At 65.3% G+C, this 26378-nt stretch carries 25 protein-coding genes and 2 pseudogenes; 13 read left to right on the top strand and 14 right to left on the bottom strand.

Annotation, left to right across the window (positions count from 1 at the left end):
- Nucleotides 1-32 precede the first annotated feature (32 nt).
- From P0Y33_RS00235 to P0Y33_RS00220, 4 genes are all read right to left on the bottom strand, one after another.
- Entirely contained in the window at nt 33-1202 is a 1170-nt protein-coding gene (locus P0Y33_RS00235) for a molybdopterin-dependent oxidoreductase (RefSeq protein WP_279528574.1), read from the bottom strand.
- A gap of 125 nt (nt 1203-1327) precedes the next feature.
- Nucleotides 1328-1528 carry a hypothetical protein gene (locus P0Y33_RS00230; protein ID WP_279528573.1) on the bottom strand — a complete coding sequence of 67 codons (201 nt, stop codon included), beginning with the start codon at nt 1526-1528 and terminating at the stop codon, nt 1328-1330.
- A 69-nt stretch (nt 1529-1597) separates the two neighbouring features.
- Entirely contained in the window at nt 1598-2845 is a 1248-nt protein-coding gene (locus tag P0Y33_RS00225; protein WP_321170504.1) for an RNA-guided endonuclease InsQ/TnpB family protein, read from the bottom strand.
- A 374-nt stretch (nt 2846-3219) separates the two neighbouring features.
- The gene (locus P0Y33_RS00220; protein ID WP_279528572.1) at nt 3220-3414 is read right to left on the bottom strand and encodes a hypothetical protein; all 195 of its coding nucleotides are present in this window, start codon (nt 3412-3414) and stop codon (nt 3220-3222) included.
- Nucleotides 3415-3517: 103 nt separating this feature from the next.
- Between P0Y33_RS00220 and P0Y33_RS00215 the strand changes: the two genes are divergently transcribed.
- Nucleotides 3518-4693 (top strand): MFS transporter, encoded by a 1176-nt coding sequence (locus tag P0Y33_RS00215; RefSeq protein ID WP_279528571.1) that lies wholly within the window; start codon nt 3518-3520, stop codon nt 4691-4693.
- Nucleotides 4694-4707: 14 nt separating this feature from the next.
- Here the strand turns inward: P0Y33_RS00215 and P0Y33_RS00210 are convergent, their stop codons facing one another.
- The 3 genes from P0Y33_RS00210 to P0Y33_RS00200 all read right to left on the bottom strand — a co-directional run bounded on the left by P0Y33_RS00210 (nt 4708) and on the right by P0Y33_RS00200 (nt 6829).
- Nucleotides 4708-5112, bottom strand: coding sequence for a CBS domain-containing protein (locus P0Y33_RS00210; protein WP_279528570.1), 405 nt, complete (start codon nt 5110-5112; stop codon nt 4708-4710).
- A gap of 73 nt (nt 5113-5185) precedes the next feature.
- A complete protein-coding gene (locus P0Y33_RS00205) occupies nt 5186-5605 on the bottom strand; it encodes an acyl-CoA thioesterase (RefSeq protein ID WP_279528569.1) in 420 nt (139 codons plus the stop codon).
- Nucleotides 5606-5608: 3 nt separating this feature from the next.
- Entirely contained in the window at nt 5609-6829 is a 1221-nt protein-coding gene (locus P0Y33_RS00200) for an acyl-CoA dehydrogenase family protein (RefSeq protein WP_279528568.1), read from the bottom strand.
- 102 nt (nt 6830-6931) lie between these two features.
- Here P0Y33_RS00200 and P0Y33_RS00195 point away from each other — a divergent pair, with 102 nt between their 5' ends.
- The 3 genes from P0Y33_RS00195 (at nt 6932) to P0Y33_RS00185 (ending at nt 9025) form a co-directional block, all read left to right on the top strand.
- Nucleotides 6932-8002, top strand: a complete 1071-nt coding sequence (locus tag P0Y33_RS00195; protein WP_279528567.1) for a phosphotransferase family protein — start codon at nt 6932-6934, stop codon at nt 8000-8002.
- A gap of 134 nt (nt 8003-8136) precedes the next feature.
- Entirely contained in the window at nt 8137-8508 is a 372-nt protein-coding gene (locus P0Y33_RS00190; protein ID WP_279528566.1) for a hypothetical protein, read from the top strand.
- Between the two features lie 52 nt (nt 8509-8560).
- The gene (locus tag P0Y33_RS00185) at nt 8561-9025 is read left to right on the top strand and encodes a MaoC family dehydratase (RefSeq protein WP_279528565.1); all 465 of its coding nucleotides are present in this window, start codon (nt 8561-8563) and stop codon (nt 9023-9025) included.
- A gap of 5 nt (nt 9026-9030) precedes the next feature.
- On the opposite strand, the gene P0Y33_RS00180 is transcribed toward P0Y33_RS00185, so the two are convergent.
- Nucleotides 9031-10254 carry a putative manganese transporter gene (locus P0Y33_RS00180; protein ID WP_279528564.1) on the bottom strand — a complete coding sequence of 408 codons (1224 nt, stop codon included), beginning with the start codon at nt 10252-10254 and terminating at the stop codon, nt 9031-9033.
- Nucleotides 10255-10335: 81 nt separating this feature from the next.
- Nucleotides 10336-11490: a galactonate dehydratase gene (dgoD, locus tag P0Y33_RS00175; RefSeq protein WP_279528563.1), complete on the bottom strand. Its 1155-nt coding sequence runs from the start codon at nt 11488-11490 to the stop codon at nt 10336-10338.
- A 205-nt stretch (nt 11491-11695) separates the two neighbouring features.
- Here dgoD and P0Y33_RS00170 point away from each other — a divergent pair, with 205 nt between their 5' ends.
- From P0Y33_RS00170 to P0Y33_RS00150, 5 genes are all read left to right on the top strand, one after another.
- Nucleotides 11696-13012, top strand: coding sequence for an ABC transporter substrate-binding protein (locus P0Y33_RS00170; protein WP_279528562.1), 1317 nt, complete (start codon nt 11696-11698; stop codon nt 13010-13012).
- 32 nt (nt 13013-13044) lie between these two features.
- Nucleotides 13045-14157 (top strand): carbohydrate ABC transporter permease, encoded by a 1113-nt coding sequence (locus P0Y33_RS00165; RefSeq protein ID WP_279528561.1) that lies wholly within the window; start codon nt 13045-13047, stop codon nt 14155-14157.
- The gene (locus P0Y33_RS00160) at nt 14154-15101 is read left to right on the top strand and encodes a carbohydrate ABC transporter permease (protein WP_279528560.1); all 948 of its coding nucleotides are present in this window, start codon (nt 14154-14156) and stop codon (nt 15099-15101) included. The genes P0Y33_RS00165 and P0Y33_RS00160 overlap by 4 nt, the downstream gene beginning before the upstream one ends.
- Before the next feature lie 21 nt (nt 15102-15122).
- Nucleotides 15123-16271 (top strand): ABC transporter ATP-binding protein, encoded by a 1149-nt coding sequence (locus P0Y33_RS00155; protein ID WP_279528559.1) that lies wholly within the window; start codon nt 15123-15125, stop codon nt 16269-16271.
- 160 nt (nt 16272-16431) lie between these two features.
- Nucleotides 16432-18861, top strand: coding sequence for a glycoside hydrolase family 3 N-terminal domain-containing protein (locus P0Y33_RS00150; RefSeq protein ID WP_279528558.1), 2430 nt, complete (start codon nt 16432-16434; stop codon nt 18859-18861).
- A 24-nt stretch (nt 18862-18885) separates the two neighbouring features.
- Here the strand turns inward: P0Y33_RS00150 and P0Y33_RS00145 are convergent, their stop codons facing one another.
- Nucleotides 18886-19185, bottom strand: coding sequence for a hypothetical protein (locus P0Y33_RS00145; RefSeq protein ID WP_279528557.1), 300 nt, complete (start codon nt 19183-19185; stop codon nt 18886-18888).
- A gap of 171 nt (nt 19186-19356) precedes the next feature.
- Here P0Y33_RS00145 and P0Y33_RS00140 point away from each other — a divergent pair, with 171 nt between their 5' ends.
- The 3 genes from P0Y33_RS00140 to P0Y33_RS00130 all read left to right on the top strand — a co-directional run bounded on the left by P0Y33_RS00140 (nt 19357) and on the right by P0Y33_RS00130 (nt 21402).
- On the top strand, nt 19357-19638 hold the full coding sequence (locus P0Y33_RS00140) for a PadR family transcriptional regulator (RefSeq protein ID WP_279528556.1): 282 nt from the start codon (nt 19357-19359) through the stop codon (nt 19636-19638).
- A 150-nt stretch (nt 19639-19788) separates the two neighbouring features.
- Nucleotides 19789-20295 carry an NYN domain-containing protein gene (locus P0Y33_RS00135; RefSeq protein ID WP_279528555.1) on the top strand — a complete coding sequence of 169 codons (507 nt, stop codon included), beginning with the start codon at nt 19789-19791 and terminating at the stop codon, nt 20293-20295.
- Between the two features lie 81 nt (nt 20296-20376).
- Nucleotides 20377-21402 (top strand): aldo/keto reductase, encoded by a 1026-nt coding sequence (locus P0Y33_RS00130; protein WP_279528554.1) that lies wholly within the window; start codon nt 20377-20379, stop codon nt 21400-21402.
- On the opposite strand, the gene pfkB is transcribed toward P0Y33_RS00130, so the two are convergent.
- Nucleotides 21399-22301: a 1-phosphofructokinase gene (pfkB, locus tag P0Y33_RS00125; RefSeq protein WP_279528553.1), complete on the bottom strand. Its 903-nt coding sequence runs from the start codon at nt 22299-22301 to the stop codon at nt 21399-21401. The genes P0Y33_RS00130 and pfkB overlap by 4 nt on opposite strands.
- 237 nt (nt 22302-22538) lie before the next feature.
- Here pfkB and P0Y33_RS00120 point away from each other — a divergent pair.
- Nucleotides 22539-23306 (top strand): annotated as a pseudogene (locus tag P0Y33_RS00120) (SDR family NAD(P)-dependent oxidoreductase); the annotation flags it as partial.
- Nucleotides 23307-23329: 23 nt separating this feature from the next.
- Here the strand turns inward: P0Y33_RS00120 and P0Y33_RS00115 are convergent.
- From P0Y33_RS00115 to P0Y33_RS00105, 3 genes and pseudogenes are all read right to left on the bottom strand, one after another.
- Nucleotides 23330-24136: a class I fructose-bisphosphate aldolase gene (locus P0Y33_RS00115; RefSeq protein WP_279528552.1), complete on the bottom strand. Its 807-nt coding sequence runs from the start codon at nt 24134-24136 to the stop codon at nt 23330-23332.
- Nucleotides 24133-25185 carry a zinc-dependent alcohol dehydrogenase family protein gene (locus P0Y33_RS00110; RefSeq protein WP_382218235.1) on the bottom strand — a complete coding sequence of 351 codons (1053 nt, stop codon included), beginning with the start codon at nt 25183-25185 and terminating at the stop codon, nt 24133-24135. Before P0Y33_RS00110 ends, P0Y33_RS00115 begins: the two co-directional genes overlap by 4 nt.
- A gap of 54 nt (nt 25186-25239) precedes the next feature.
- Nucleotides 25240-26376 (bottom strand): annotated as a pseudogene (locus tag P0Y33_RS00105) (ABC transporter ATP-binding protein); the annotation flags it as partial.
- Nucleotides 26377-26378: the final 2 nt, after the last annotated feature.

Raw genomic sequence — 26378 nt, 5'->3', positions numbered from 1 at the left:
TCGCGCGCCCGCCGTCGCATACGTCTTCACGTTCACTCGGCCGGACGCACGCGGACCCGAGCGCTGTGGGGCATGTAGGCGTTGGCGCCGAACCCGCCCTCGTTCCACGGGTACTCGTCGTCGTCGATCGCGTCGAACGAGTCGACCGGGCCGGAGATCCACGCCGGTTGCGTCCGGCCCTGCTCGTCGGTGGCGCGGCTGACGACCGTGTGCGTTCCGGAGTCGGGCGTCCAGAGGTACCGGAAGAGCCGCCACGCACCGGGGTAGTCGGGACCGAGGAAGGTGGCCTCGTGCCAGGTGTCGCCGCCGTCGGTCGACACCTCGACGCACTCGACGGCGTCGTCGCCGGCCCACGCGAGTCCCAGCACCTCGACGTACCCGTCCTCGCGTGGCTGGACGGTACTCCCGCCGCGCGGGTAGCCGACGACCGACATCACGTTCGCGTCGAAGGGGTAGGGGTGGTCGACGGTCTCGCCCATCAGTTGCTCCCACGTGTCGTAGGTGTCGACGTCCGTGTGCTCGGTCGGCGCCTCACCGGGTGGCGTGATGCGGTACTCTTCTTGTTGCCAGTAGGTGTAGTCACGGCCGTCGCGGTCGGCCCACGACTCGCCGGCGACCATTCCGTCCATCACCCGGAGTTCGGTGAGCCACTTGACGCTGTTCACGCCGTACCAGCCGGGAACGACGAGTCTGACCGGCCGACCGTGCGCTTCGGGGAGTGACTCGCCGTTCATCCCGTATGCGAGCACGCAGTCGTCGAGGGCCTTCGAGAGCGGAATCGAGCGCGCGAAGACGGTGTCGCCGCCGGGTTCGTCGGCGCCGACGGCCGTCAGCCACCGGCCATCGCCGTCCGCGCCCGCCCCGAGACCGTGGCGTTCGAGGACCGCCCGGACCGGGACACCGGTCCACACCGCCGTGCTCGCGCCGCCGATGCCCCACTGGATGGAACCGGTGGTCGGTTCGAAGTACGCCCGGCAGTTGCCCGCACACTCCATCGTGTGCGCGACGGCGACCGTCGGGTACGACTCCCGGAGGGTCGCGACCGTGACGTCGGCCGCTTCGAGGTCGCCGCCGAGGGAGACGCGCCACTCTTCGGCGTCGAGGTCGACGTCGGGGAGGCCGTCCTGCTGGTAGACGAAGTGTTCGCCGATGGGCGTGAGCCAGTCCGTGTAGCGACGCCGTCGGTCCCCTCCGTTCGACATACGCGGCGGGGTTCGGCCCGCGAGGGGAATAACGCTCGGGCCGTCCGCGTCGCTCGTGCGCCTCCCGTTCACGGCAGCCGAACGGATTCAGTCCGTCTCCAGTCCGACTGGACCACCGTCGGCGCCTACCGGACTTCCTCCTCGAAGACGTCCTGTACCGTCTCGACCACCTCGTCGACGTCGTCCTCGTAGCTCCCCGGTTCGTACTCCCAGACGGTCACCTCCGGGCCGGAGAGTTTCTCGTCGCAGACGTCGTCGAGCGTCTCGCGCTGTCCCTTCGAGAGGTCACAGTCCTCGTCGGTGACTTCGACTCGGTCGGCGGACACCTCGACCTTCGTGACACAGATGGTCAGTGACCCACCGCTGAAGCGGCGGGCTTGTCAGTGGACTCCCGTTCAGCCCGACACGGGAGTGTCGGAGGACACTGAGGTGTCGCTCACGGTCATGATCCCTGACTGCAGGGCGTACTGACAGAACGCCCCTCCAGCCGGGGACTTCTGCCCCTGCTGGAGTTTGAACGCGAGTTTTCGCGCCACGTTCTTCGCCGCGTTGTAGTCTGCATTCGCCGTGTAGGAACAGTCCAGACACTCGAAGTGCTGGCCGTCGCGGTTCTCCTCCAGCGTACACCCGCATTTCGAGCATTGTTGGCTCGTGTACTGGGGCTTTACTGTCTCCACGATAATCCCATATTCTTCGGCCTTGTACTCAACCATCGTTTGGAGGGCGTTGAACGCCCATTGCTGGAACTTCTTCTCGTCGCTAATCCGCTCACGGATCTGTTCCAAGTTCTCGAGGGCGATGTGTGTACACCCGTGGCGATGGGCTTCTTCGACGATGGCCTTGGAACACTGGTGGAGGTAGTCTTCACTCCAGCGACCGAACCGATCACCGATGCGTTGGAACGTCAAATGAGAACTCCTCGTTCCGGTTTGCTGGAGGCTGGCGCGACGTTTCTCGAACTCGCGGCGTTGGTGGTTGAGGTAGTCAGCGTTGCCGATGAATGCCCCCGTCGAAGTCACGCCAATGTGGTCATCGACGTTGCAGTCCACGCCTAGGACGTTCGAATCCTCGGCTTTCTCAGGACTGTCTACGTCGAGTTCCTGTTCCATGACTGCGTGCAGGTAGAACTCGTCGACCTCACTATCGTAGTGGACGGTGCTCGTGCTGAACGAGTAGTCCTCGTTGAGGAGGTAGTCGCCGTGCGGCGTGCCTTCAGGATTCTCGGGGGAGTCGTAATCGCACTCGACGCGACCGCTCACCGTGGCGAGACTGACCTTATCGCGGTAGTACGTGGCGGCTCGCTTGTCGTAGACGATACTGAACGTATCGTACTCTGGTTGGCTCGTATTCTCGCCGTCGGCAAGGTCATCGACGCAGTTGTCGATATCCTTGATAGCGCGTTTGATGGCTTTCTGGACGAGGTTTGCGTGCAGCCCGTTAGTCTCCTCGCGGAGGTCCTCGTACAGGGCGTCTTCTGCGTCGCTCTTGCTGGTCACGCACTCCTCGTCGGGATAGCGCCACGCCCATTCACTCGTGCGGTTCGCACAATGCTGGAACAAGTCGTTGGTGGCGTGGAGGTCACTCTTGCGGTCGTCGGGGACGTCAAGGCGAACGCGCACGGTGCGTGTGACCTCCCACGCCATACACGTCACATTATCGTGTCTTACTTTATTAATAGTTTTGAGTTCGATTGGGAGTGGGCCATGCTCTCGTCGGTGGATTGTTGGACGAAGCGGACGCGCTTCCTCCCACGGCTAAAGCCCTGTCTCTTACCCATAAGTCCGGGGTGCTCTAGAGCAGCAGGTCGGCTGCTCTCGGCAGCGATCTAAAACTGGGAGAAACACACTGGTGATGCGAACTCCGTTCGACTCCCGGCCACGGGGGTGTCCAAATTTCCCAGTCCGCTCAACAGGGACCCCTCCGACACCCGATGAACCCGGAGAATTTCGTAAATCTGTTGGTTCTTGCCACTGAGACAGTTCATGCTGACGACTTGATTTGTGGGTAAGAGACAGGGCTAAAGCCGTGGGCTTCCGCGCTTCACCACTGTGACGTCCGCACGCTCGAACGTCTCGCCGGCGAGACCGAGGTCTTCGACGGCGACGACGAGTGAGGGGCTCCCTTCGAGGTCCCCGAACGTGTCGACGACAGTCCAGTCGCACGCTTCGAGGGCGTCGGCGAGGTCGTCACGATAGTCGGCGACGTCGGTCATACGCGGAGGGTCGGCCGCTCGGTGGAAAAGGCTACTCGCCGGGTACGCGAAGCGGTCGCCGGAATCGCCACCGGTTTCACCGCCCCGCTCGGAGTCGAAACCGATGTCGGACGACGCGACGAGTGTGCCCTGGCGGTCTCCGTTCCTCCACGTCGCGCTCGCGAGTTCGCTGATGGGCGTGATGGGCGTCTCGCTCATCAGCCCCGCCCTCCCCGCGGTGAAGCAGGCACTCGCGCTCACGGACGCGCAGGCGAGCCTCCTCCTCACCGCCTACGCGCTCCCCGGAATCTTCCTCGCGCCCGTGATGGGTATCCTCGCCGACCGCTACGGCAGGCGGGCCGCGCTCGTCCCGAGCCTCGTCGTCTACGGAATCTCGGGCGGCGCCATCGTCTTCGTCCACGACTTCACCTCTATCCTCGTCCTCCGGGGGATCCAGGGCGCGACGGGGAGTACCCTCGTCTCGCTGGCCGTCACGTTACTCGGCGACCGGTACACCGGCCAGCGGCGCAATCAACTCATCGGCCTGAACGGGACGGTCCTCTCCGTGGGGACGGCTGCCTACCCGCTTCTCGGCGGTGCGCTCGCCACGGTCCACTGGGCCGCGCCGTTCGCGCTCTACTGGGTCGGCGTCCCGGTCGGCCTCCTCGCGCTCTACGTTCTGGAGGAGTCGGGCACCGGCGGTGAGTCGTCGAGTCTCGACTACTTCCGCGACGTCGTCGAGGCGGTGCCGACCCGGGAGGCCGCGCTCCTCTACGGCGCCTACGTCGGGATGTTCATCGTCCTCTACGGGGCGCTCCTCACCGCGCTCCCCTTCCTCCTCGGCGAGACGTACGGTCTCTCGTCGTTCAGTGTCGGTCTCGTCCTCACGACGTCGTCGGTGATGACGGCCGTCACCTCCTCGCAGAACGGTCGCCTCGCCCAACTCTTCACGAACTGGCAACTCACGGGACTCGGGTTCGTCGCCTACGGGGTCGGACTCACCGGCATCTGGCTGGCGGCGTCACCGGTCCAGATCGCCGGCGCCATCCTCTTCTTCGGCGGCGGGCAGGGATTGCTCCTCCCGTCGCTCGACTCGGAGACGAGCGGGCTCACCGGCGAGCGCTTCCGCGGCGGGGTGATGAGTCTCCGGACGGTCGCCATCCGGATCGGACAGACCATCGGCCCGCCGCTGTTCACTGCGGCGGCCGCGTTCGTCGGCTACCACCCGCTGTTGCTCGTCACGGGTGTCGTGTCGGTCGCCGCCGGCGGTGCGGCGTACGTGAGCGCGTCGAGAGAGTGAGAGAACGGCGGAGACTACGAGGGACTCGGCGTCTGGACGTGCGAGAGGTAGGCGGTGAGGTCGGCCGTCGTGATGATGCCGATGACGTGGTCCTCCTCGTCGACGACCGGCATGTGGTGGAACCCGTAGTCGACCATCGCGTCGGCGACGTCCCGGATGGTGTCCTGTGCACCCGCAGTGACGATGTCGGTCGACATGTACCGCGAGACGTACGTCTCCGCCTTCGGCTGACTCTTCGCGACGATGTGGACGAAGTCGGTCGTCGTGAGGATGCCTTCGAGTCGGTTCTCCTCGTCGACGACGACGACCGAACTGATGTCGTTGTCGAGCATGACCTGGGCCGCGTCCTCCACGAGCGTGTCCGGGGTCACCGTGTGGAGATCGGCGGTCATGATGCGCCCGACGAAGATATCTTCCATAGACTGTACTCACGTGCGAGAGGGTAATAAGGACTGACGGTACTGGAAAAACCCGGAGAGTACGACGGGATGTTTACTCGCCGTCGAGTAAGCCGAACGCCGCTCGGAAGTCGTCGGGGACGCGGACGCTCTCGCCGGTCTCGACGTCGGCGGCGGCGTAGACGGTGCTCCCCGAGGCGAGGGTCTCGCCGGTCGCCTCGTTCCGCGCCTCGTAGTCGGTGTGGATACTCGACTCGCCGACGTCGGTGACGGCGAAGCGCTGCTCGACCACGTCGCCGTACTCAGCCGGGGCGTGGTAGTCGAGTTCGGTGTGGACGACGTGGGTCGTCCACCCGTCCGCGTGCATCCGGTCGTAGTCGTAGCCCGCCTCGCGGAGCGCGGCGTTGAGCGCCTCGTCGAGCCACGTGAAGAACGCCCCGTAGAAGACGATGCCCTGGGCGTCGGTCTCGGCGAATCGGACGCGGTCGGTGCGGACGAGGGGGAGGTCGCTCACGGCTCAGAACGTCGGGAGGTTCGTGAGTTCCTCGGGATCGATCTCGGGGTCGTCGAACGCCGCGCGGGCGATGACGCGCTTGTGGACCTCGTCGGCCCCGTCGACGATGCGGAACTGCCGGACGCTCTCGTAGAAGTCGGCGATGGGCAGGTCCTTGCTGATACCGCTGCCCCCGCACATCTGGAGGGCGTCGTCGATGATCTCCTGGGTCGCGTTCGCGGCGAACACCTTCGCCATCGAGACGGGGATACGGGCCTCTTCGCCGGCCTCGATCTGGCGGGCGGCGTGACGGACCATCGTCCGGATGGCGTGGAGTTTCATCTCGGCCTCGGCGACGTTGAACCGGACCGACTGCTTCTCCGAGAGCGGTCCGTCGAACGCCTCGCGCTCGGTGACGTAGGCCTTCGCGACGTCGAGGGCGCGCTCGGCCATCCCGGAGTAGCGCATACAGTGGGTGAGACGGGCTGGCCCGAGTCGCTGCTGGGCGTGCGTGAACCCCTCGTTCAGTTCACCGAGGAGCGCGCTCTCGGGGACGCGGACGTTGTCGTACTCGATTTCGGCGTGGCCGACGCCCGTCACGCCGCCGCCGGTGTGCGGGATGTCTCGGACGACGTTCACGCCCTCGGTGTCGGCCGGGACGAGGAACAGCGAACAACCCGAGTACGGGTGGGCGTCCTGGTCGGTGCGGGCCATCACGATGAGGACGTCGGCCTCGGTCCCCTGCGTCGTCCACCACTTGTGGCCGTCGATGACCCACTCGTCGCCGTCCTTCTCGGCGGTGGTCTGGATCATCTTCGGGTCCGAGCCGGCACCCGGCGACGGTTCGGTCATCGAGAAGCCCGAGCGGGCCTCGCCCTGGACGAGCGGGCGGAGCCACTCCTCTTTCTGCTCCTCGGTGCCGAACATCTCCAGGGTGTGCATGTTCCCCTCGTCGGGCGCGTCGACGCGGACCGCCGTCGCACCGAGGAGGCTGCGACCCGCCTCCTCGAAGACTGGGAGCATGTCGCGGTAGCTCAGGTCGTGGCCGCCGTACTCCTCGGGCAGGTGGGGGGCGTAGACGCCGTACTCCTGTGCTTCCTCGCGGAGTTCGTCGACGACGGCCTCGCTCACCGGTCCCTCGCCGAGCACGTCGCGCTCGACGGGCAGGACGACTTCGTCGATGAACTCTCGGGTCTTCTCGGCGAACTCTTTGGCGCGCTCCGAGTCGTCGTATCGTAGGTCCATGCTACCCTCTTTCAATCACGTTGTAAAAAGTCTAGCGCCTATTCCCAACTGCCGTTAATGAACACCCATACATATTCGTACGATGAATGTATACGGGGGAGTATGACGGAACAGAGCGAGTCCTACTTCGACCGACTCGTCGACGAGTCGGCACTCCGCGAATTTCTCGCGGAGGAACTCGGAGACGTAGACTCCTTCCACGTCGAACGACACGGCGAAGGCCACTCGAACGAGACGCTGTTCGTCGAGTGGGGCGCGCGCGACCTGGTCATCCGGCGGCCGCCGCCGGGCGAGACGGCCGAGACGGCACACGACGTCCTCCGGGAGTATCGCGTCGTCGACGCACTCCAGGACACCGAGGTCCCGGTCCCGACGACGGTCGCGGCCTGCGACGACCACTCCATCATCGGGAGTGACTTCTACGTGATGGACCGCGCCGAAGGTGACGTCCTCCGCGAGGACGAACCCGAGCGCTTCGCCGACCCCGCACAGCGCGAACGCGTCGGCGAGGAACTCGTCGACACGCTCGCGTCCATCCACGAGGTCGACTACGAGGCCGTCGGCCTCGGTGACCTCGGTCACCCGCCCGGGTACACCGAACGGCAGGTCGACCGCTGGGGGAAACAACTCGACTGGGCGTTCGAGCGCACCGCCGACGAACGGGAAGTCCCCAAACTCGACCGCGTCCGCACCTGGCTCGAAGCGAACTGTCCCGACGAGCACCCGCACACGCTCGTCCACGGCGACTACAAACTCGACAACGTGATGTACGGACCCGGCACGCCGCCGGACCTCGTCGCCGTCTTCGACTGGGAGATGAGTACGCTCGGCGACCCGCGGGCCGACCTTGGGTGGATGCTCTCCTACTGGCGCGACCCGAAAGACCCCGCCCCGGAGGTCCCCGAACTCGTCACGCGCTTCATGGAGCGTGAGGGGTACCCGACCCGACGGGAACTTGTCGACCGCTGGGAGGAGCAGACCGGCTTCGAGTTCGAACACGAGCGCTTCTACCGCGCGCTCGCGGTCTACAAACTCGCCGGACTCGGTGAGATGTTCTACCGGCGCTACCTCGAGGGGAACTCCGACGACCCGATGTACCCGAAGATGGAGGAGCGCGTCCCCGCTCTCGCCGACCGCGCCGTCCGAATCATTGACGGCGACGAACCCCTCTAACCCGCTGCGCCCACGGTCGCTGGCTTAGGCGAACGATTGTACGTTCGTGCAACTGATGGACGAAGCGCCGACGAACGTGGTAGAAATCCCGATTCGGCGCAACTGTTAAGTGGAGTGTTATCTATCACCAAGGTATGGCTTCTGCGAGTCGGTCCCCGGATGCCCCGTCGTCGCTCTCGCTCAGTATCGAGCACTGGTCCGCGGTTCTCGACAGTCTCCGCGAGTCACTGCTCCTGTTCGACCGTCGGCCCGACCTCGTCGACGAACCGATCGAGAGCGTCGCGCGCCTCTACCACTCGCTCGCCGAGCGCGTCGAGAGCCGTGTCGCGGTCGGTGACTCGTGGGACCGCGTCGTCGCGGTCCCGCTCTCGTCGTCCGAGGCGGACTGTCTCACGTCCGTGCTCGCGGTGATCGAGTCGCTACCGACCGACGCGGCCCTCGACGACCCGCTCCCCGACGCCGACGCGGTTGCCGACCGCCTCGACCCCTCCCGGGCGGGTCGCTGACGGTTCCACCGGCGACCAAAGCTTGAAGAGGCGAGTCGTCGCGGTTGGTGGTATGCAATACGCTGACGTGACTGTCGGTGAAGTCGAGGAGTTCGGCCAGTACGAGGTAACCGAGTCGGAGGTGATCGAGTTCGCCGAGCAGTACGATCCACAACCGTTCCACGTCGACCCCGAGGCGGCGGCGGAGTCGCCGTACGGCGGTCTCATCGCCTCCGGGTGGCACACTTGCGCGATGACGATGCGGATGCTCGTCGACCACCAGTTCGGCGAGGAGGGGACGCTCGGCTCACCCGGCGTCGACGAACTCCGGTGGGAGAACCCCGTCCGCCCGGGCGACGTCCTCTCCGTCCGGCAGGAAGTGACCGGCAAGCGCCCGCTGAACAGCGACCCGTCGCGTGGCATCGTCCACACGGACTTAGAGACCGTCGACCAGGACGGCGAGACGAAACTCACCTGGGAGTCGAACGTGTTCGTGGTCCGCGAACCGTCCGAAGACGAGACGGCCGAGGAGGCGTAGCGACCCTATCCGAGGACGCCGAAGCCGAACATCGGGCCGTAGAGGAGGTGGAGACCGACGCCGACGACGAGCGCGGGGACCGTCGTGTAGACGCTCGCGACGACGGCGGCGGTCTTGTCGATGGCCAGCAACGGGAAGAGTGCGTCCCCGTCCTGGCTGATGGCGTTCGCGGTCAGCGCCGAGAAGGGGATCGACCCCTCGGCGTAGGCCGCCGCGAGCACGATCTGTGGCCCACAGCCGGGTACGAGTCCGACGACGGCCCCGCCGATGGGCGCGAGGACTCCGGCAGCGGCCGCGACGGTCTGTAAGTCGATCCCGGTGAACAGGAGGCCGTACTCGTAGAGGAGGTAGGCCACGACGACCCAGACCGTGACGAACGACGTCTCCATCGCGGCGTGCGTGAGCGTCTCGCGGACGGTCTCGAACGTATCCTTCCCCGCACCGACCGCGCCGTGGCCGAGGTCGTGGCGACCCACGACGTAGAGGTAGACGGAGAGCGTCGTCCCGAGGATACCGGCGACCGTGAACGCGCCGGCGTAGGTCGGTGCGAGGACGACCGGCACGTCGGGCGCTCCGCGGAGGAGGTAGAGCACCCCGGCGACGAGCGCGACTACGGCGGCCACCCACCAGAGTGCCAGTGCCGTCTCGCTCAGTCGCCGGCGCCACGGCCCGACCGATGCCGGTCGCTTCTGGTCCTCGGGAGTCGCGCAACCCGCTCCGTCGTAGTGGTGGACGTCACTGCCGGTCGTCGGCGCGGTCTGGAGCACCCCGCCGTCGGTGGACGTCCGGGAGAGACGCGAGACGGCGGCGTCGACGCGCGACACGCCCAGGCCGTGCCAGTCGACGAGGTAGCCGAACCCGACCGCCGCGAGGAAGGCGAGTCCGTAGGCGTACAGCGCTGCCTCCGGCGCCAGCGCGAGAATCACGAAGGCGGAGTCGCCCGCGGTGGCTGCCAGTGTGGCGACGACGGTCCCGAACGAGACGGTCCCCCGAACGTACAGCGGCATCACCACGATGGCGCCGCCACACCCCGGTGTCAGTCCCATCACCGCGCCCGCGAGCGGTTGTAACTCGCGGCGTGCCGAGAGGGCCGCGACGAACCGACCGTCCGTGCGATACTGGACGTAGCTGAACAGCAACACTGTCACCGCCACGAAGGCACTCACCTGCACGTACCCGTCGCGGACGGAGGTGACGAAGACCTCGACGACGACCGAGTTTAGACCCATCTAAATATAGAGTTAGACCAACCGCATATATAGATTTGTGTCACCGTACGACGCAGTCGGTCGCGGAAGAAACGCCGCCGTTCACCACTCGGCGACGCTGCCGTCGTCGTGACGCCAGACGGGGTTGTGCCAGTCGACAGCCTCGTCGGCCATCTCGCGGACGTGGTCCTCGTCGATCTCGATACCGAGACCGGGGCCGTCGGGTAGGTCGACGTAGCCCGCTTCGTAGTCGAAGACCGAGGGGTCGTCGAGGTAGTCGAGGACGTCGCTGGTCTCGTTGTAGTGGATGTCGAGACTCTGCTCCTGGATGAGGGCGTTCGGCGAGCAGGCGTCGACCTGGATACAGGAGGCGAGGGCGATGGGGCCGAGCGGACAGTGTGGAGCCATCGCGACGTCGTAGGCTTCGGCCATGCTCGCGATCTTCTTGACCTCGGTGATGCCGCCGGCGTGCGAGAGGTCGGGTTGGATCAGGTCGACGGCGCCCTGCTCGAAGACCTCCTTGAAGTCCCAGCGGGAGTACATCCGCTCTCCGGTGGCAATGGGTGTCGAGGTCTTGGCGGCGATTTCGGGGAGGGCGTCGTTGTGCTCGGGGAGGACCGGTTCCTCGATGAAGAACGGTTCGTACTCCTCGAGTTCGGCGGCGAGGCGCTTGGCCATCGGTTTGGAGACGCGACCGTGGAAGTCGACGCCGACGTCGATCTCGGGACCGACGGCCTCGCGGACGGCGCGGAGACGCTCTTTGGCGTCGGCGACGGCCTGTGGATTGTCGATCCGGCGAAGTTCGGGCGTCGCGTTCATCTTGAGCGCAGTGAACCCGGCGTCGACCTTCTCGCGGGCGGCGTCGGCGACGCCTTCTGGTCTGTCGCCGCCGATCCACTGGTAGACGCGGATTCGCTCGCGCGCTTTCCCGCCAAGCAGTTCGTAGACGGGCGCGTCAAAGCGCTTGCCCTTGATGTCCCAGAGCGCCTGGTCGATACCGGCGATGGCGCTCATCAGGACGGGACCGCCCCGGTAGAACCCCCCGCGGTACATCTCCTGCCAGTGGTCTTCGATGGCGTTCGGGTCCATTCCGAGGAGGTAGTCGTCGAGGAGTTCCTCGACGGCCGCACGGACTGTGTGCGCGCGCCCCTCGACGACTGGCTCTCCCCACCCGACGAGTCCGTCGCTCGTCTCCACACGTAGAAACAGCCAGCGTGGTGGTACTTCGTACAGCTCGTAGTCGACGATTTCGCTCATCGGTGGGTAGTCGACGGGGGGTCTTTTCTGTGTTTTCACTACTCGCGACCGACGACGACTACTCTCCGTCTGTCTCTCGCCGAGCGGAGGTGCGTCCAGTGGTTCGTGTCACCGCGACACCGTGTGTTCCGTGTTATTCACTCGCACCTGAATGAACATGATGGTAACACTTATCTCGGTCGATTCTCATTATCGAGGTACAATTATGTCGAATAATAACAGCAGTATCCCACGGCGAAAGTACCTGACCGCAGCGGGCGCTCTCGGTATCGCCGGGCTCGCCGGCTGTTCGGGTGGAAACGGTGGGTCGGACGGAACGACCGAGCAGACGACGACCCAGGACGGATACAACACGCTGAAGGTTCAGCACTGGTGGACCGGTGGCGACGGCGCCGCGGCGGTCGAGGCGCTGTTCGAGGGGTTCAAAGAGGCGTACCCGGAGATTCCGGTCGAGCAGAACCCGGTCGCGGGGGGCGCCGGCGAGAACCTGCAGGCCGTCATCAAGAAGCGTATCCTGAACAACAACCCACCGAGTTCGTGGCAGGCGTGGCCCGGCGCGAACCTCCAGCCGTACGTGCAGGCCGACAAACTCGAGAACATCGGCGAGAGCGTCTGGGGGCACAACGACATGAAGTCCGCCTACCTCGCGGGTCCCAAGCAGGCGGCACAGCCCGGCGGGAACTACGTGACGGTCCCGCTGAACATCCACCGCCTCAACAACCTCTTCTACAACACCGCGGTCGTCGAGGAGGCCGGAGTCGACCCGTCGTCGATCTCGAAGCCGAGCGACCTCGTCGCCGCGATGAAGGCCGTCGAGGACGCGGGCTACGTGGGGATGGCGATGCAGACGAAGTCCGCGTGGTCGACCGGTCAGCTCTGGGCGCAGGTCCTCCTCGGCGAGTACGGCGCGGAGACCTACACCGCGTTCACCGAGGGCAAAGTCGAGGCGAACTCGGAGGCCATCAAGGACACCCTCCAGATCGTCAAGGACTACCACCAGTACTACAACGACGACGCCGGCTCCATCTCCTGGACGGAGGCGAACAAGCTCATCATCAACGGTGAGGCCGGCTTCTTCCACCAGGGCGACTGGGCCGCGGGTATGTACCGGACGGCCAGCAACTTCGAGTACGGCAAGCAGTGGGACCACGTTCCGTTCCCCGGGACGGAGGGGCTGTACAGCATGAACATGGACTCGTTCCCGTTCCCGACGAACAACCCCTCGCCGGAGGCGACGACGAAGTTCCTCCGGTACGTCGGCTCGGTCGACGCCCAGAAGCGCTTCAACCCGAAAAAGGGGTCGATTCCGCCGCGTACGGACGTCCCCAAGGACGCGTTCGGTCCCTTCCTCCAGAACCAGATGGACGACTTCAAGAACTCCGAGGCACAGCCGCCGAGCATCCAGCACGGTCTGGCGATCGGTCCGGACAAGCTCTCGAAGTTCGGTAGCGCCATGTCCACCTTCATCTCCAGTTACAACGTCTCCGACACCTACAACCAGCTCGTCAAGGTCTTCCAGTAACGCGGTCGACCCCCTCCCTTCCCTCTCACATAATGTTGCAACGACTGAAACGCTACCTCACTGGGGACGCGTTCCGCGATGGTTCGCGAGATTCGTCGAAGCTTCGCTCCGACGGTGGTGAGCAGACAGGGCGTCTGCGAGGGTCGTCAGAACTCCGTTCTGACGGTGGCACCGCCGTCGAGAGCGAGTCGCGACTCCCGTCGTTGGACAGCGAGTTCGTTCGCTCGTTGCCGTTCTGGCTGCCGCCGTTCCTCCTGATGGGGCTGTTCGTCTACGGCGCCATCGGGTGGAACTTCGTCCTCTCACTGACGGACTTCTCGGGACTCTCGCTCCCGACGTACGCGATCTCCCAGTTCGACTTCGAAACGTACGCGAAGGCGTTCTCCGATCCGACCTTCTGGATCGCCGCGCGGAACACGGTCATCCTGCTGGTCGTGTTCACGGGATTCTGCCTGGTCATCGGCTTGCTGTTGGCCATCCTTGTCGACCAGAAGATCCGCTTCGAGAACACCTTCCGAACTATCTACCTGCTCCCGATGAGCCTCTCGTTCGTCGTCACCGCGGTCTTCTGGCGGTGGATGTACAACCCGCAGTCGGGGGTCATCAACCTCGTCCTCAACGCGGTACTCACGACGCTCGGACTCGACCCCATCTCGACCAACTGGCTCGGCGGGAGTATCTCGACGGGCATCCTCGGGGCGATTCCGCTGGTCCCCGACGTACTCTACTACCGACTGTTCGCGATCATGTTCGCGCTCACGTGGCAGTTCTCGGGGTACGCGATGGTCGTCTACCTCGCCGGCCTCCGCGCCATCCCCGACGACCACTACGAGGCCGCACGCGTCGACGGCGCGAGCACGCTCCGGATGTACCAGCGGGTCATCGTCCCCCAACTCCGGTCGTCGACGATCAGCGCCGCCGTCGTCCTGATGGTGTTCGCGCTGAAGGCGTTCGACTTCCTCTACGTGCTGTTCGGTTCCAACCCGGGCCCGTTCGGGGACATCCTCTCGACGATGATGTACCGCGAGGCGTTCAGTGCGAACAACTGGGCGTACGGTGCGACCATCGGTCTCATCCTCTTCGCGATGGCGCTGACCGTCATCGGACCGTACCTCTACAGCGAGTACCGCCGAGGTGAACTATGACCGAAGTCCCACCCGCAGAAGCCGAAGGCGAACCGACCGCAGAACCCGGCTACCGCGCCCGCGTTCGCGCGTTCGCCGACGGACTCACGGTACGACGGGTCGTACTGTACACGATTCTCGTCGGTCTCGTCGGTTTCTACCTCGCGCCGCTCGAAGCCGGCCTGATGACGGCGTTCAAGTCGTCGGAGGCGTTCCAGCGAACGCTCCCGATAATGCCGCCGTCCGTCACGGGTTTCAGCCTCGCGGCGTGGCAGACGGCCTTCCGCGAGATGACCGACGCCCTGTTGAACTCCCTCATCCTTGCGGTTCCAGCGACCATCTTCTCGGCGCTCCTGGGCAGTCTCGCCGCCTACGGGCTGACGACGCTCGACTGGCGGGGTCAGGTCCCCATCGTCGCGTTGTTCATCGCGGGGATCTTCATCCCGTACCAGGCAGTGCTGGTCCCGCTGTTCCGGTTCTTCGCGATCCTGAACACTCCAGAACTCCTCTCGTTCCTCTGGGGACTTCCCCTGATGCACGAACACTACGCGAGTCTGTTCAACCTCATCGTGACGCACACCGCCTACGGCATCCCCATCACGACGCTGCTCTTCCGTGGGTACTACTCGAAGTTCTCCGACGAGATGGTCGAAGCGGCGCGACTCGACGGTGCGGACGCGTTCACCATCTACCGACGCATCGTCCTCCCGCTCTCGACGCCGATATTCGCGGTGACGCTCATCTACCAGTTCACGCAGGTCTGGAACGACCTGCTGTTCGCCCTTGTCATCATCCCCTCGGGGTCTGGCCCCGCGGCGGTCGTGACGATGGCGCTGAACAGCCTGACGGGTGGCATCATCCAGTCGTTCAACACGCAGATGGCCGGGGCGTTCGTCGCGGCGCTCCCGACGCTGCTCGTCTACATCTTCTTCGGAGACAAGTTCGCGAAAGGTGTCGCAGGATGAACACACTCGGAGGTATCCACTATGGCTAACCTAACACTCGACGGCGTAACGAAGCACTTCGACGACGACGGCGACACGATCGTCGCCGTCGACGACGCGAGTATCGACATCCGAGACGGCGAATTCCTCGTCCTCGTCGGTCCCTCGGGGTGCGGGAAGTCCACGACCCTACGGATGGTCGCCGGTCTCGAAACCATCACGTCCGGCGAACTCCGTATCGGCGACGAGGTCGTCAACGGCGTGAAACCGGCCGACCGGGACATCGCGATGGTGTTCCAGTCCTACGCGCTCTACCCGCACATGACCGTCCGGGAGAACATGCGTTTCGGCCTCGAGGAGTCCACCGACCTCTCGATGGACGAGATGAACGAGCGCGTGGAGTCGGCCGCGGCGACGATGGGAATCGACGATCTCCTCGAACGCAAGCCCGACGAACTCTCCGGCGGGCAACAACAGCGCGTCGCCCTCGGTCGGGCCATCGTCCGCGACCCCGAAGTCTTCCTGATGGACGAACCGCTCTCGAACTTGGACGCGAAACTCCGCTCGACGATGCGGACGGAACTCCAGCGCCTCCAGGAGGACCTCGACGTCACTACCGTCTACGTCACCCACGACCAGACGGAGGCGATGACGATGGGCGACCGCATCGCCATCCTTGACGACGGAATTCTCCAGCAGGTCGCGACGCCGCTCGAAGCCTACCACAAGCCGGCGAACCGCTTCGTCGCGGGGTTCGTCGGCGACCCGTCGATGAACTTCTTCGAGGTCGAACGCGAGGGCGACCGACTCGTGGGGGATGGCCTCGACTACGATCTCTCCGCGGAGACGGCCGAACGACTCAGTGACACCACCGACCTCACGCTCGGTGTCCGCCCCGAGGACGTTGAAATCGTCGACGAGGCGACCGAACCGCACGACTTCCACGTGACGATCGACGTGGTTGAGCCGATGGGCAACGAGAACAACCTCTACCTCGAACTCGCGGAGCGAGACGCCGAGCCGTTCGTCGGCGTCGTCGGCGGCCAGCGACTCTTCCACGAGGGCGACGACGTCGTCGCACGCATCCCCGAGGAGACGATCCACCTCTTCGACCGACAGACGGGCGAGGCGCTGAAGAACCGCGAACTCGATCCCGAGGCGGAAGACGAACTCGCTACCCCGCGGTTCTGACGGCACCCCCCACGTTCGACGGAACCAGTCGCTCGAAAGCTCCGAACTCGGTCACGTGCGAGCAGCGTCCCTCCCCACACTTTTTCTCGAACGCCGTCTCTCTGTTATCCGATGAATACAGAATTAGATTTAAATATCATTAACATAATTGTTCACTTGAATGTCAAAGAATACCAATACAAGCGGTAACGAGGATATTGGGACCTCGCGACGGACATTCCTCAAAGCGACGGGGGCGACGGCGTCGGTCGCCGCTGGCACGGAACTCAGCACTGAGGTGGCCGAGGCGGCCGAGGGGAAGCACTCCGTCGACCGACTCCTCGAGAAACTCTCGATCGAACAGAAGGCGGGTCAGTTGACCCAGAAGAACGTCGGTTCGCTCGACCCGAAGGAAGTCGGCGACCTCTTCAGCGAGCACGAGGTCGGCTCGATTCTCGTTGGGGGCGCGAACCCGCCGACGTTCGACCCGAAGACGCTCGTCCAACGGATCAACGCGCTCCAGAAGTACAACATCGAGAACTCCGAACACGGGATTCCGTTCGTCTTCGGCATCGACGCCGTCCACGGTAACGCGACTGTCGATGGGTCGACCGTCTTTCCACACAACCTCGGTCTCGGTGCGACGCGAAACCCCGGTCTGGCGAAGGCTGCCGCCGAAGTTACGGGTACCTCCGTCGAAGCGATCGGCGCTCACTGGACGTTCTCGCCGACGACCGACCTCCAGCGCGACCCTCGCTGGGGACGGTTCTACGAGGGGTTCAGCGAGGACCCTCACCTGACGGGGACGTTCTCGCGGGCGAAAGTCGAAGGCTACGAGGGCAGCGGGGACACGACGCAGGTCGCCGCGACGGTCAAGCACTTTGGCGGCTACTCGATTCCGCACAACGGGAACGACCGAAGTGCCGGGCGAACCTCGATGCGCGACCTACGCACGAACGTTCTTCCGCCGTACGAGCAGGGTCTCGACGCCGACCCTGAGACGGTGATGGTCAACTCCGGATCGGTCAACGGTGTTCCAGCGCACGCGTCGACGTGGCTGTTGACGACAATTCTCCGCGAGCGGTGGGGGTACGACGGACTCGTCGTCTCTGACTGGAAGGACTTCAAACGAATGGTAGAGATGCACGACTACGCACCGGACCTCCGGACGGCGACCAAACTCGGTATCGAAGCCGGCGTCGATATGTACATGAACCCCGACGATACCGGCGAGTTCATCTCAATTGTCGTCGATCTCGTCGAGTCCGGTGATCTCTCCGAGGACCGCGTCGACGAGGCGGTTCGCCGCATTCTCCAGTTGAAGAAGGACCTCGGCCTGTTCGAGGACCCATACGTCGACGAGGAGAAGGTGAAGAACGCCGTCGGCGCGGGTCGCGACGTCGCCCTCACTGCCGCGGAGCAGTCGATGACGCTCTTGAAGAACGACGGGGACGCGCTCCCCCTCTCGAAGAGCGACGACGTGCTTGTTACCGGCCCCTTTGTCGAGAAGCTCGCCGGACTCCGCGCCCAGATGGGTGGGTGGACACTCGGGTGGCAGGGAATCATGAACCACGACGCACGACCCTGGGCCACGACAGTGCTCGAAGGCCTCCAGACGGACATCGCCTCGGGTACGGTCATGTCTGAACCGACGGGATACACCTTCCAACCGTGGCAGGACAGCGATAAGTACACCTTCGACAACCGCGATGGTGTGACGAGCGCGGCCGAGTCCGCCGACGCCGTCGTCGTGACTATCGGCGAGGGTCCACACTCCGAGGGCTTCGGTGACCGCGACGAACTCGCGCTCCCGGACGCACAACGAGAGGTCGTCGACGCCGTGGCCGAGGCGACCTCGGACGACACCCCTGTCGTCGGCGTCGAACTCGCGGGCAGCCCGCGAGGCGGACAGCAGACGTTCGAGAAACTCGACGCGCTCTTGATGGCCTACCAGCCCGGGAGCGCGGCCGGGACTGCTGTCGCGCGGACGCTGTTCGGCGACAACAACCCCAGCGGGAAACTCCCGTTCGTCTGGCCCCGGTCGGTCGGACAGGTCACGAACCACTACAACGCCTACGCGCCAGCCAAGGGGAACGACCCGCTCTACGAGTTCGGACACGGCCTGAGCTACACTGACTTCGAGTACGCGAACGTTCGCGTCACTCCGAAGACGGTCCCGGACGTCAGTAAAAACCCGTCGGTGACCGTTCAAGTCGAGGTCACAAACACTGGTGACCGACCGGGAGATCACGTCGTCGAGGCGTACAACACGCAGTCGTACGGGTCGGTTCTCCACCCGAACCGTCGGCTGATGGGCACAGAACGTGTTTCCCTCGACGCGGGTGAGACCGGGACCGTGAGAATCGACGCCCCGCTGAAGACGCTCGAAGTCGTCCCCGGCGAGATTCCGGCGATGGACGGGAAGCGGGTCGAAGCGGGCGACTATGAGGTGAGCGTTGGTGAGCAGACGGACACATTCACAGTGAAGGACACAGGTGCAGTCGGTAGAGGTGACCCGATTCCGACCGGGTCCGACGGCGGTCGTACCCGGGGTCGCGGTCGTGCCGCGGCGGACGAGCTCGGTGCGCTGTTCTCACTCCTGAGTCGATAGCCTCCGGCGCCCCGAGGCTTTCTCTCACTCGACCGCTTCCGGTTCGATCTTGAGACTCTCGAGTTTTTCGACGATCTCTTCGAGTCGCTCATTCGTCTCGGCGACGAACTCCTCGGCCTGGTCGGTCGCGACGGCGCCCTGGCTGGTCGCCTCGATGAGTTCCTCTTCTTCGAGAATACGCAGTGAGTAGCGGACCTTGTGGTGTGGGTGGCCAGTCTCGTTCGAGAGTTTGACGATGCCGATGGGGCCGTTCTCGATGACGAGCTGCAGGATCTCGAGGTGACGGCTGAACATGTCGACCTCTTCTTCGAGGCTGTCGAGCATTCTGTCTGGGTAGACTCGGGCCGGCGGCTAAGGGCTTGTGGCGTGCGTGTCGTTCGGAGGCGGTCGGTAGCCACGTGAGGACGACCTCGTCTCCTCGGTTCGGGCGGTTCGTGTCGCCGTTTCGGTACAAACAACTTTGACCTTGTACTCAAAACCCTACTCAGAGGCACGATGCACGACCTAACCGGCTTTCAGCGTGACCTCCTGTACGTGATCACGGGGCTCGACGACCCACACGGTCTCGCTATCAAGGAGGAACTCGAGGAGTACTACACGTCGGAGATCCACCACGGACGGCTCTACCCGAACCTCGATACACTCGTCGACAAGGGATTGGTGGAGAAGGGCGAACTCGACCAGCGAACGAACGTCTACACGACGACGCGGCGAGGCGAGCGGGAACTCGAAGACCGTCGGGAGTGGGAAGACCAGTACGTCGCGCTCGACGAGTGAGGGTCGAAACACGTCGACCCACCGTCACACCGACGAACGAGGGTCGACTCGCGTCGACTCACCGTCGTGACGAGGGACGACGCGGTTAACTGGCTCTCGCGACCGCACGGGGGCGACAGCACTCTTCCGGAAAGCGGGCGAACCCCGGACATGACGTCGAAGCGGGCGATGTTGTTCGTCGACGCGCAGAACCTCGAACAGACGGCGAAGTACCACTACGACGAGACGCACGCAATCGACTACGTCGAACTCGTCGACCTCGTCTCCGAGGACTACGACCTCGTGCGGCCGTACCTGTTCGACTCGCACACGCCTGGCGACGACAAGTCCGACTTCTACGAGTTTCTCCAGCGCGAACTCGGCTTCCGCGTCGTCTCGCGCGAGCTGAAGGAGTCGGGGGAGCTCCCGACCGAGAAGGGAGTCGACGTCGCACTGGCGACGGAACTCATCGCGCAGGGGTTCAACGACTCGTACGACGTCGCGGTCGTCGTCAGTGGCGACGCCGACTACGACCGGGCGATCCGGTACGTGCAGGACCAGGGGAAGGTCGTCGAGGCCGCGATGTTCGAGGGCGCGGCCTCGGGTCGACTCCGCGACGCCGTCGACGACTTCTACCCACTCAACGAGTACGACGAACGGCTGTACCGGGGCGACTGACCGGGCGACTGCGTGAGCCTGTCCACCGCGTCCGCCGCTTGCTCAACGCTTTTCCGGTCGTCCTGTGTACGTCCGCTCGACATGGCTGCATCCGACGTCGACCGCGACCTCGACCTCGATTTCGTCCAACTCGGTTCCACCGGCATCCAGACGAGCGAACTCCAGTTCGGGACGTGGCGCTTCGGGCGTGAGACCGAAGCGGGGAACGTCGAAATCGACGAAGAGCGCGCCTACGAACTCCTCGACGCGTACGCCGACGCGGGCGGTCGGTACATCGACACGGCCGACGTGTACGGCGACGGCGACAGCGAGCGCTGGATCGGCAACTGGCTCGACGAGCGCGGCCACGACCGCGAGCGATTCACCATCGCCTCGAAGATTTTCTGGCAGATTCGCGACGGCGACCCGAACAGTCGCGGGACGAACCGGAAGACCCTCCGAAACCGCGTCGACGCGATTCTCGACCGACTCGACACCGACTACATCGACGTCCTCTACATCCACCGCTGGGACGACCGGACGTCCGCCCGCGAGATGACGAAGACGCTGAACGGTCTCGTCGAGTCCGGGAAGGTCCACTACCTCGGCGCATCCACGCTCCGCCCGAACGCGTGGAAAGTCACGAAGGCGAACCAGATCGCCGAACGCGAGGGCTGGGAACCGTTCAGCGTCCTCCAGCCACGGTACAACCTCGTAGACCGCGAGATCGAAGGAGACTACCTCGAGATGGCGCGCGAGGAAGGGCTCGCGGTGTGTCCGTGGAGCCCGCTCGGACAGGGCTTCCTGACCGGAAAGTACAGCCGCGAGGAGGGGTTGACCGGCGAGTCGCGCGCCGCCGAGTCGAGCCGGTTTGAAGAGTCCTACCTCACCGAGGAGAACTTCGACGTCCACGACGTCCTCGACGACGTCGCCGACGAGGTGGGCGCGACGCCCGCACAGACCGCGCTCGCGTGGCTCACGCACCGCGACGGTGTCACCGCGCCTATCGTCGGCGCCCGAACCACCGACCAACTCGAGGAGAACCTCGCTGCCGCGGCGATCGACCTCTCCAACGAGCAAGTTGAGCGGCTCACCGAGGCGAAGGCCGGCCCGTACGCCGATCTCTAAACCGACGAGGCCTCGACCTGCTCTGCTCGCCGGTCCGTGAACGAGGGCGGCGCCGTCCCGGCGACCTGGACGACCCGGGCGGTCGTGGCGACTCCCGCTGCGAGCGCGTCCGGTCCGGAAGCCCCTCGGTCGAGTGCGGCGAGGACGCCCGCGAGGAGTGCGTCGCCCGCGCCGACGGTGTCGGTCACCTCGACGCCGAGTGCGGGCGCGTGGTACACCGACCCCTCGGTCGCCAGCACGGCCCCGTCGCTCCCGAGGGAGGCGACGACCGTCGTGAACCCGGACTCCCGTAACTCCTCCGCGGCGACCGCACACTCCTCGACGGTCCCGGTCGGTAGCCCGGTCGCGTCGGCGAGTTCGCCGCGGTTCGGCTTGCAGAGGTCGTAGTCCGCGGCGAGTTCGGCGAGTCGCTCCCCGCCGGTGTCGACCGCCGTCCGCCAGTCGCCCGCGGTCGCGAGTCGGTCGAGGTCGTCTCCGTCGAACCCCGGTGGGAGACTGCCGCCGACGAGAACGGTGTCCGGGTCGTGACGCCGGACCGTCTCGACCAACTCGTCGACCGCGGTTGCGGCTACTCGCGGTCCCGTCTGGTTCACCTTGTACTCGTCCGCCGCGTCGAGTATCGTCGTGTTGAGTCGGGTCAGTCCGTCGGTCGCGACGAAGTCGTTCGCCACGCCCGCTGCGTCGAGTTCGCGCTCGACGTACTCGCCGAGGAAGCCACCGACGATCCCCGAGGCGACGGTGTCGGTGTCGAGGGCCGCGAGGTACTTCGCGACGTTGACTCCCTTCCCCCCGGCGTCGAACCGGGTGTCGGAACTCCGATTCACCCCGTCCGCGGAGAGAGTGTCGTCGAGGCGGACGGTCTGGTCGACGGCCGGGTTCGGCGTCACCGTCAGGATCACGTCTCGACCACCTCGATATCTCTCGGCCGTCGCGTTCCGGTCGGCAACAGGACGTCCTCGGGACGCATTCGTTCTCCCGTCTGTCCTCGGACGTCTTAGCTCTGGTCGAAGTGGAACACGGCCGACGTGCCCGCCGGCAGGCCGCGCCGTTCGGGGTGTGAACCGACTGTCCGATTCCGACTGACGTTCCACAATCTTCATTCTGTGTCCCGGTAACTCACGACACGTGACTGTTCTGACCAGTTCCGCCTCGACGGGCGGACCGCGATCGTGACCGGTGGGAATCGAGGGATCGGGCGGGCGCTCGCGACCGCGCTCGCGGAGGCGGGTGCGAACGTCGTCGTCGCGAACAGAGACGAAGAATCGGGACGGGAGACCGCGGCGGAGATCGCTTCCGAGACCGGTGCCGACACGCTCGCCGTCCCGGTCGACGTCACGGACGAGGCGATGGTCGAGGCGATGGTCGAGACGGTCCGGGCGGAGTTCGGGACGCCGGACGTCCTCGTCAACAACGCCGGGATAACCATCAACGTCCCGGCGGAGGAGATGAGTCTCCAGGAGTGGCGCCGTGTCGTCGAGATAAACCTCACCGGGGCCTTCCTCTGCGCGAAGCACGCGGGCCGGGCGATGATCGACGACGGCGGTGGCTCCATCGTCAACGTCTCCTCGGTGTCCGCGTTCGTCGCAAACCACCCACAGCCACAGGTCGGCTACAACGCCTCGAAGGCGGGACTCGAAGGCATGAAGAACCAACTCGCCTCGGAGTGGGCGGAGTACGACATCCGCGTGAACAACGTCAACCCGGGGTACATCGCGACCGACATGGTCGAGGAGGTACTGGAGAACGACGAGACGATGGCCAACGCCTGGCGCCGCCGAATGCTCCAGGACGAGATCGCCCCGCCGGAGACGCTCGGTCCGCTCGTGGTCTTCCTCTCGTCGGAGGCCTCCTCGTACGTGACCGGCGAGTCCGTGACCATCGACGGCGGCTACACCGTGCGGTAGGCGACGACGGTGGCCGTGCCGCCTCAGTTCTGGTCCCAGACGGCGTCGACGCTCTTCCCTTCGTGGACGATGCCGTTCATGGCCTCGACGACGGCGGTGGGGTCCTCGGTCTGCCAGATGGATCGGCCGACGATGAGACCGCGGGCACCGCCGGCGACCGCGCCCGCGACGTCGTCGAGGATCGCTCGCGTCGACCCGGACGCGGGCCCGCCGAGAACCATCGTCGGGACGGGCGCGTTCGACGCGACCGGTTCGAAACTCTCGACGGACCCCGTGTAGGGAACCTTCAGGATATCCGCGCCGAGTTCCCATCCGATTCGGGCCGAGTCGGCGACGTACTCCGCTTCGGTCTCGAAGCGCGAGGGAATCGCGTCGCCCCACATCACGGTCTCGACGATGAGGGGGATGCCCGTCCCGCGGAGTTCGCGTTCGAGTTCGCCGATGTACTCGACGTTCCGGCGGAACGTCTCGGGGTCGTCGCGGCCGAACGCGAGCACCGACTTCACGCCGACGGGGTCGAGTTCGCGGAGGAGGTCGGTGCCGAACGGCTGAGTCTGGACTCCCGGACCGACGGACTCGCCGGGGTGCGTCGAGAACGACACGAAGTCGGCGGTGACGAGCAAGTCCGTCGACGAGGACGCGAACCGGTCCGCGTAGTGTCGGGCGAAGTGCGGTCCGACGAGGACGCCGTCCGGTTCGGCGTCGAGGACGGACGTGAGGACCGGTTCCGGGTCCTCGAACCCGTCGACGGCACCCATACCGATGCCGTGGTCCAGCGCGGCGACGACCGCGTTCCCGGAGTCCGTATCGAGGACTGCGAAGTCGCTCATCGTCCACCTCCATCCTCGGCCGTCTCACGGCCGGGGCGGACGAGTTTCTTCAGTCCCTCCGTGTTCTCCATCCGTTCGAACGCGGTGGGGAGTTCCGAGAGACCCAGCGTCTCGGTGACGAGGGGTTCCGTCTCGATACGGCCGTACTCGAGGAGTCTGACCGCGCGCTGGAAGTCGTCCGTGTCGAGCGCGTACGTCCCGCGGTAGTCCGCCTCCCGGAAGTACACGTCGAAGGGGTCGATCTCCAGCGTCGCGTCCTGCGAGGGGACGCCGAAGACGAGAGTGTCACCGCCCTTCGCGACCATCTCGTTGGCCTGTTCGATGGTCGGGACCATCCCGACCGCCTCGACGGCGACGTCGACCTTCCCGACGATGGAGTCGACGACCTCGACGGGGTCCTCTTCGGCCGGGTCTATCGTGACGTCGGCACCGAGTTCCTCGGCGAGTTGCCGGCGTTCGGCGTCGAGTTCCGAGACGATGACCGGCGCGGCACCGCGGTCGCGGAACGTCTGGAGGAGCAACAGACCGATGGGACCCGCGCCGATGATGGCGACGCTATCTCCGTGACCGATGTCGACGCGGTCGACGCCGTGGATACAGCAGGCGAGCGGTTCGGCCAGGGCCGCCCGCTCGTAGGGCATGTCGCCGACGTCTTCGACGTTGGTCTCGGGGACGCGAACGTACTCGGCGAACGCGCCGTCGATGATGGTCTCGCCGGCCCCACCGATAGACGTGTTGTGTTCACAGAGGTGGGTCTCGCCGCGCTTGCAGTACTTGCAGGCGTGGCACGGGACGACCGGGTTCATCGCGACACGGTCCCCGACGTCGGCCGTCTTCACGTCGTCGCCGGTCGCGACGACCTCGCCGGCGCTCTCGTGGCCGAGCACCAGTGGCGTCTCGACGTCGAACGAACCGTGGTACATGTGGAAGTCGGTCATACAGACCCCGCAGGCGCCGACCAGGACGAGCACCTCGTTCGGACCCGGTTCGGGGAGTTCGCGCTCCTCGACTTCGACGGATCCGACGTCGGTCAGGACCGACGCACGCATCGACTCCGGAAGAGTGGTCGAGTCGGCCATGTTACGCGCTCGCCTCCCGTTCGGTCGTCGTCTCGGGTCGCTCGCTCTTCGACTTGATCGTCGTCCCGTCGTCGGCGAACAGGTGTAACGCGTCGAGGTCGAACGTGAAGGTGAACTGCTCACCGGGGTCGGGTTCGTAGCGGGAGTCGACCCGCGACGTCCACGTCACGCCGTTGAGGTCGACGTGGAGGAAGTTGTCGCTGCCCATCGGCTCGACCACCTCGACTGGTGCCGTCTGGACCCGTTCGTCGGGTGCCTCGTCGTCTGCGACGTGTCGGATGTCCTCCGGACGGACGCCGACTTCGAGGGACTGTCCGTCTTCCAGCGCAGTTCGGCGGCGACGTCGTCGACTGGGTACGAGAGCGTGTCGGCGCCGCTCTTCGCGACGACGTACGTCCCGTCGTCGCGGACGTCGACCGTCGCGTCGACGAAGTTCATCGAGGGTGAGCCGATGAAACTCGCGACGAAGCGGTTCTCGGGGTGGTCGTACACCTCGTTGGGCGTCCCGACCTGCTGGAGTTGCCCGTCGTTCAGCACGGCGATTCGGTCGCCCATCGTCATCGCCTCGGCCTGGTCGTGGGTGACGTAGATGGACGTGACACCGAGTTCCTGCTGGATACGGGAGATCTCCGTGCGCATGTGCGTGCGGAGCTTCGCGTCGAGGTTCGAGAGCGGTTCGTCGAACAGGAACGCCTCCGGTTCCCGGACGATGGCCCGGCCGAGGGCGACACGCTGTTGTTGCCCACCGGAGAGCTGTTTCGGTTTGTCGTCGAGGAGGTCCTCGATGCCCATCATCTCGGCCGCGTCTTCGACGCGCTCCTCGATTTCGGCGTTCGAGAGGTCGGTCGACAGTCGGAGCCCGAACCCGATGTTCTCCCGCACGGACTTGTGGGGGTAGAGCGCGTAGTTCTGGAACACCATCGCGATGTCTCGCTCGCGCGGTTCCAGGTTGTTGACGCGGACGTCTCCGATGGAGATGTCGCCCGCGCTGATGGACTCGAGGCCGGCGATCATCCGCAGGGTGGTGGATTTCCCACACCCCGAGGGGCCGACGAGGACGAGGAACTCGCCGTCGGCGATCTCGATGTTCAGGTCGTCTACTGCGACGATACTACCGTCGTCGAACGTCTTCGTGACGTCGTTGAGTGAAATCTGTCCCATTG

This window comes from Halospeciosus flavus (assembly GCF_029814175.1).
GTDB lineage: Archaea > Halobacteriota > Halobacteria > Halobacteriales > Halobacteriaceae > Halospeciosus > Halospeciosus flavus.
Note: the sequence above shows the minus strand (reverse complement) of the source record. Positions and strands in the feature narration are given on the sequence as shown.

Coding starts and splice junctions, on each gene's coding strand:
- P0Y33_RS00150 (WP_279528558.1), top strand. CDS start 16,432: ATGTCAAAGAATACCAATACAAGCGGTAACGAGGATATTGGGACCTCG.
- P0Y33_RS00190 (WP_279528566.1), top strand. CDS start 8,137: ATGGCTTCTGCGAGTCGGTCCCCGGATGCCCCGTCGTCGCTCTCGCTC.
- P0Y33_RS00145 (WP_279528557.1), bottom strand. CDS start 19,185: ATGCTCGACAGCCTCGAAGAAGAGGTCGACATGTTCAGCCGTCACCTC.
- P0Y33_RS00235 (WP_279528574.1), bottom strand. CDS start 1,202: ATGTCGAACGGAGGGGACCGACGGCGTCGCTACACGGACTGGCTCACG.
- P0Y33_RS00155 (WP_279528559.1), top strand. CDS start 15,123: ATGGCTAACCTAACACTCGACGGCGTAACGAAGCACTTCGACGACGAC.
- P0Y33_RS00135 (WP_279528555.1), top strand. CDS start 19,789: ATGACGTCGAAGCGGGCGATGTTGTTCGTCGACGCGCAGAACCTCGAA.
- dgoD (WP_279528563.1), bottom strand. CDS start 11,490: ATGAGCGAAATCGTCGACTACGAGCTGTACGAAGTACCACCACGCTGG.
- P0Y33_RS00200 (WP_279528568.1), bottom strand. CDS start 6,829: ATGGACCTACGATACGACGACTCGGAGCGCGCCAAAGAGTTCGCCGAG.
- P0Y33_RS00210 (WP_279528570.1), bottom strand. CDS start 5,112: ATGGAAGATATCTTCGTCGGGCGCATCATGACCGCCGATCTCCACACG.
- P0Y33_RS00110 (WP_382218235.1), bottom strand. CDS start 25,185: ATGCGTGCGTCGGTCCTGACCGACGTCGGATCCGTCGAAGTCGAGGAG.
- P0Y33_RS00225 (WP_321170504.1), bottom strand. CDS start 2,845: ATGGCGTGGGAGGTCACACGCACCGTGCGCGTTCGCCTTGACGTCCCC.
- P0Y33_RS00165 (WP_279528561.1), top strand. CDS start 13,045: ATGTTGCAACGACTGAAACGCTACCTCACTGGGGACGCGTTCCGCGAT.
- P0Y33_RS00130 (WP_279528554.1), top strand. CDS start 20,377: ATGGCTGCATCCGACGTCGACCGCGACCTCGACCTCGATTTCGTCCAA.
- P0Y33_RS00220 (WP_279528572.1), bottom strand. CDS start 3,414: ATGACCGACGTCGCCGACTATCGTGACGACCTCGCCGACGCCCTCGAA.
- P0Y33_RS00160 (WP_279528560.1), top strand. CDS start 14,154: ATGACCGAAGTCCCACCCGCAGAAGCCGAAGGCGAACCGACCGCAGAA.
- P0Y33_RS00185 (WP_279528565.1), top strand. CDS start 8,561: ATGCAATACGCTGACGTGACTGTCGGTGAAGTCGAGGAGTTCGGCCAG.
- P0Y33_RS00170 (WP_279528562.1), top strand. CDS start 11,696: ATGTCGAATAATAACAGCAGTATCCCACGGCGAAAGTACCTGACCGCA.
- P0Y33_RS00195 (WP_279528567.1), top strand. CDS start 6,932: ATGACGGAACAGAGCGAGTCCTACTTCGACCGACTCGTCGACGAGTCG.
- P0Y33_RS00215 (WP_279528571.1), top strand. CDS start 3,518: ATGTCGGACGACGCGACGAGTGTGCCCTGGCGGTCTCCGTTCCTCCAC.
- P0Y33_RS00140 (WP_279528556.1), top strand. CDS start 19,357: ATGCACGACCTAACCGGCTTTCAGCGTGACCTCCTGTACGTGATCACG.
- P0Y33_RS00180 (WP_279528564.1), bottom strand. CDS start 10,254: ATGGGTCTAAACTCGGTCGTCGTCGAGGTCTTCGTCACCTCCGTCCGC.
- P0Y33_RS00115 (WP_279528552.1), bottom strand. CDS start 24,136: ATGAGCGACTTCGCAGTCCTCGATACGGACTCCGGGAACGCGGTCGTC.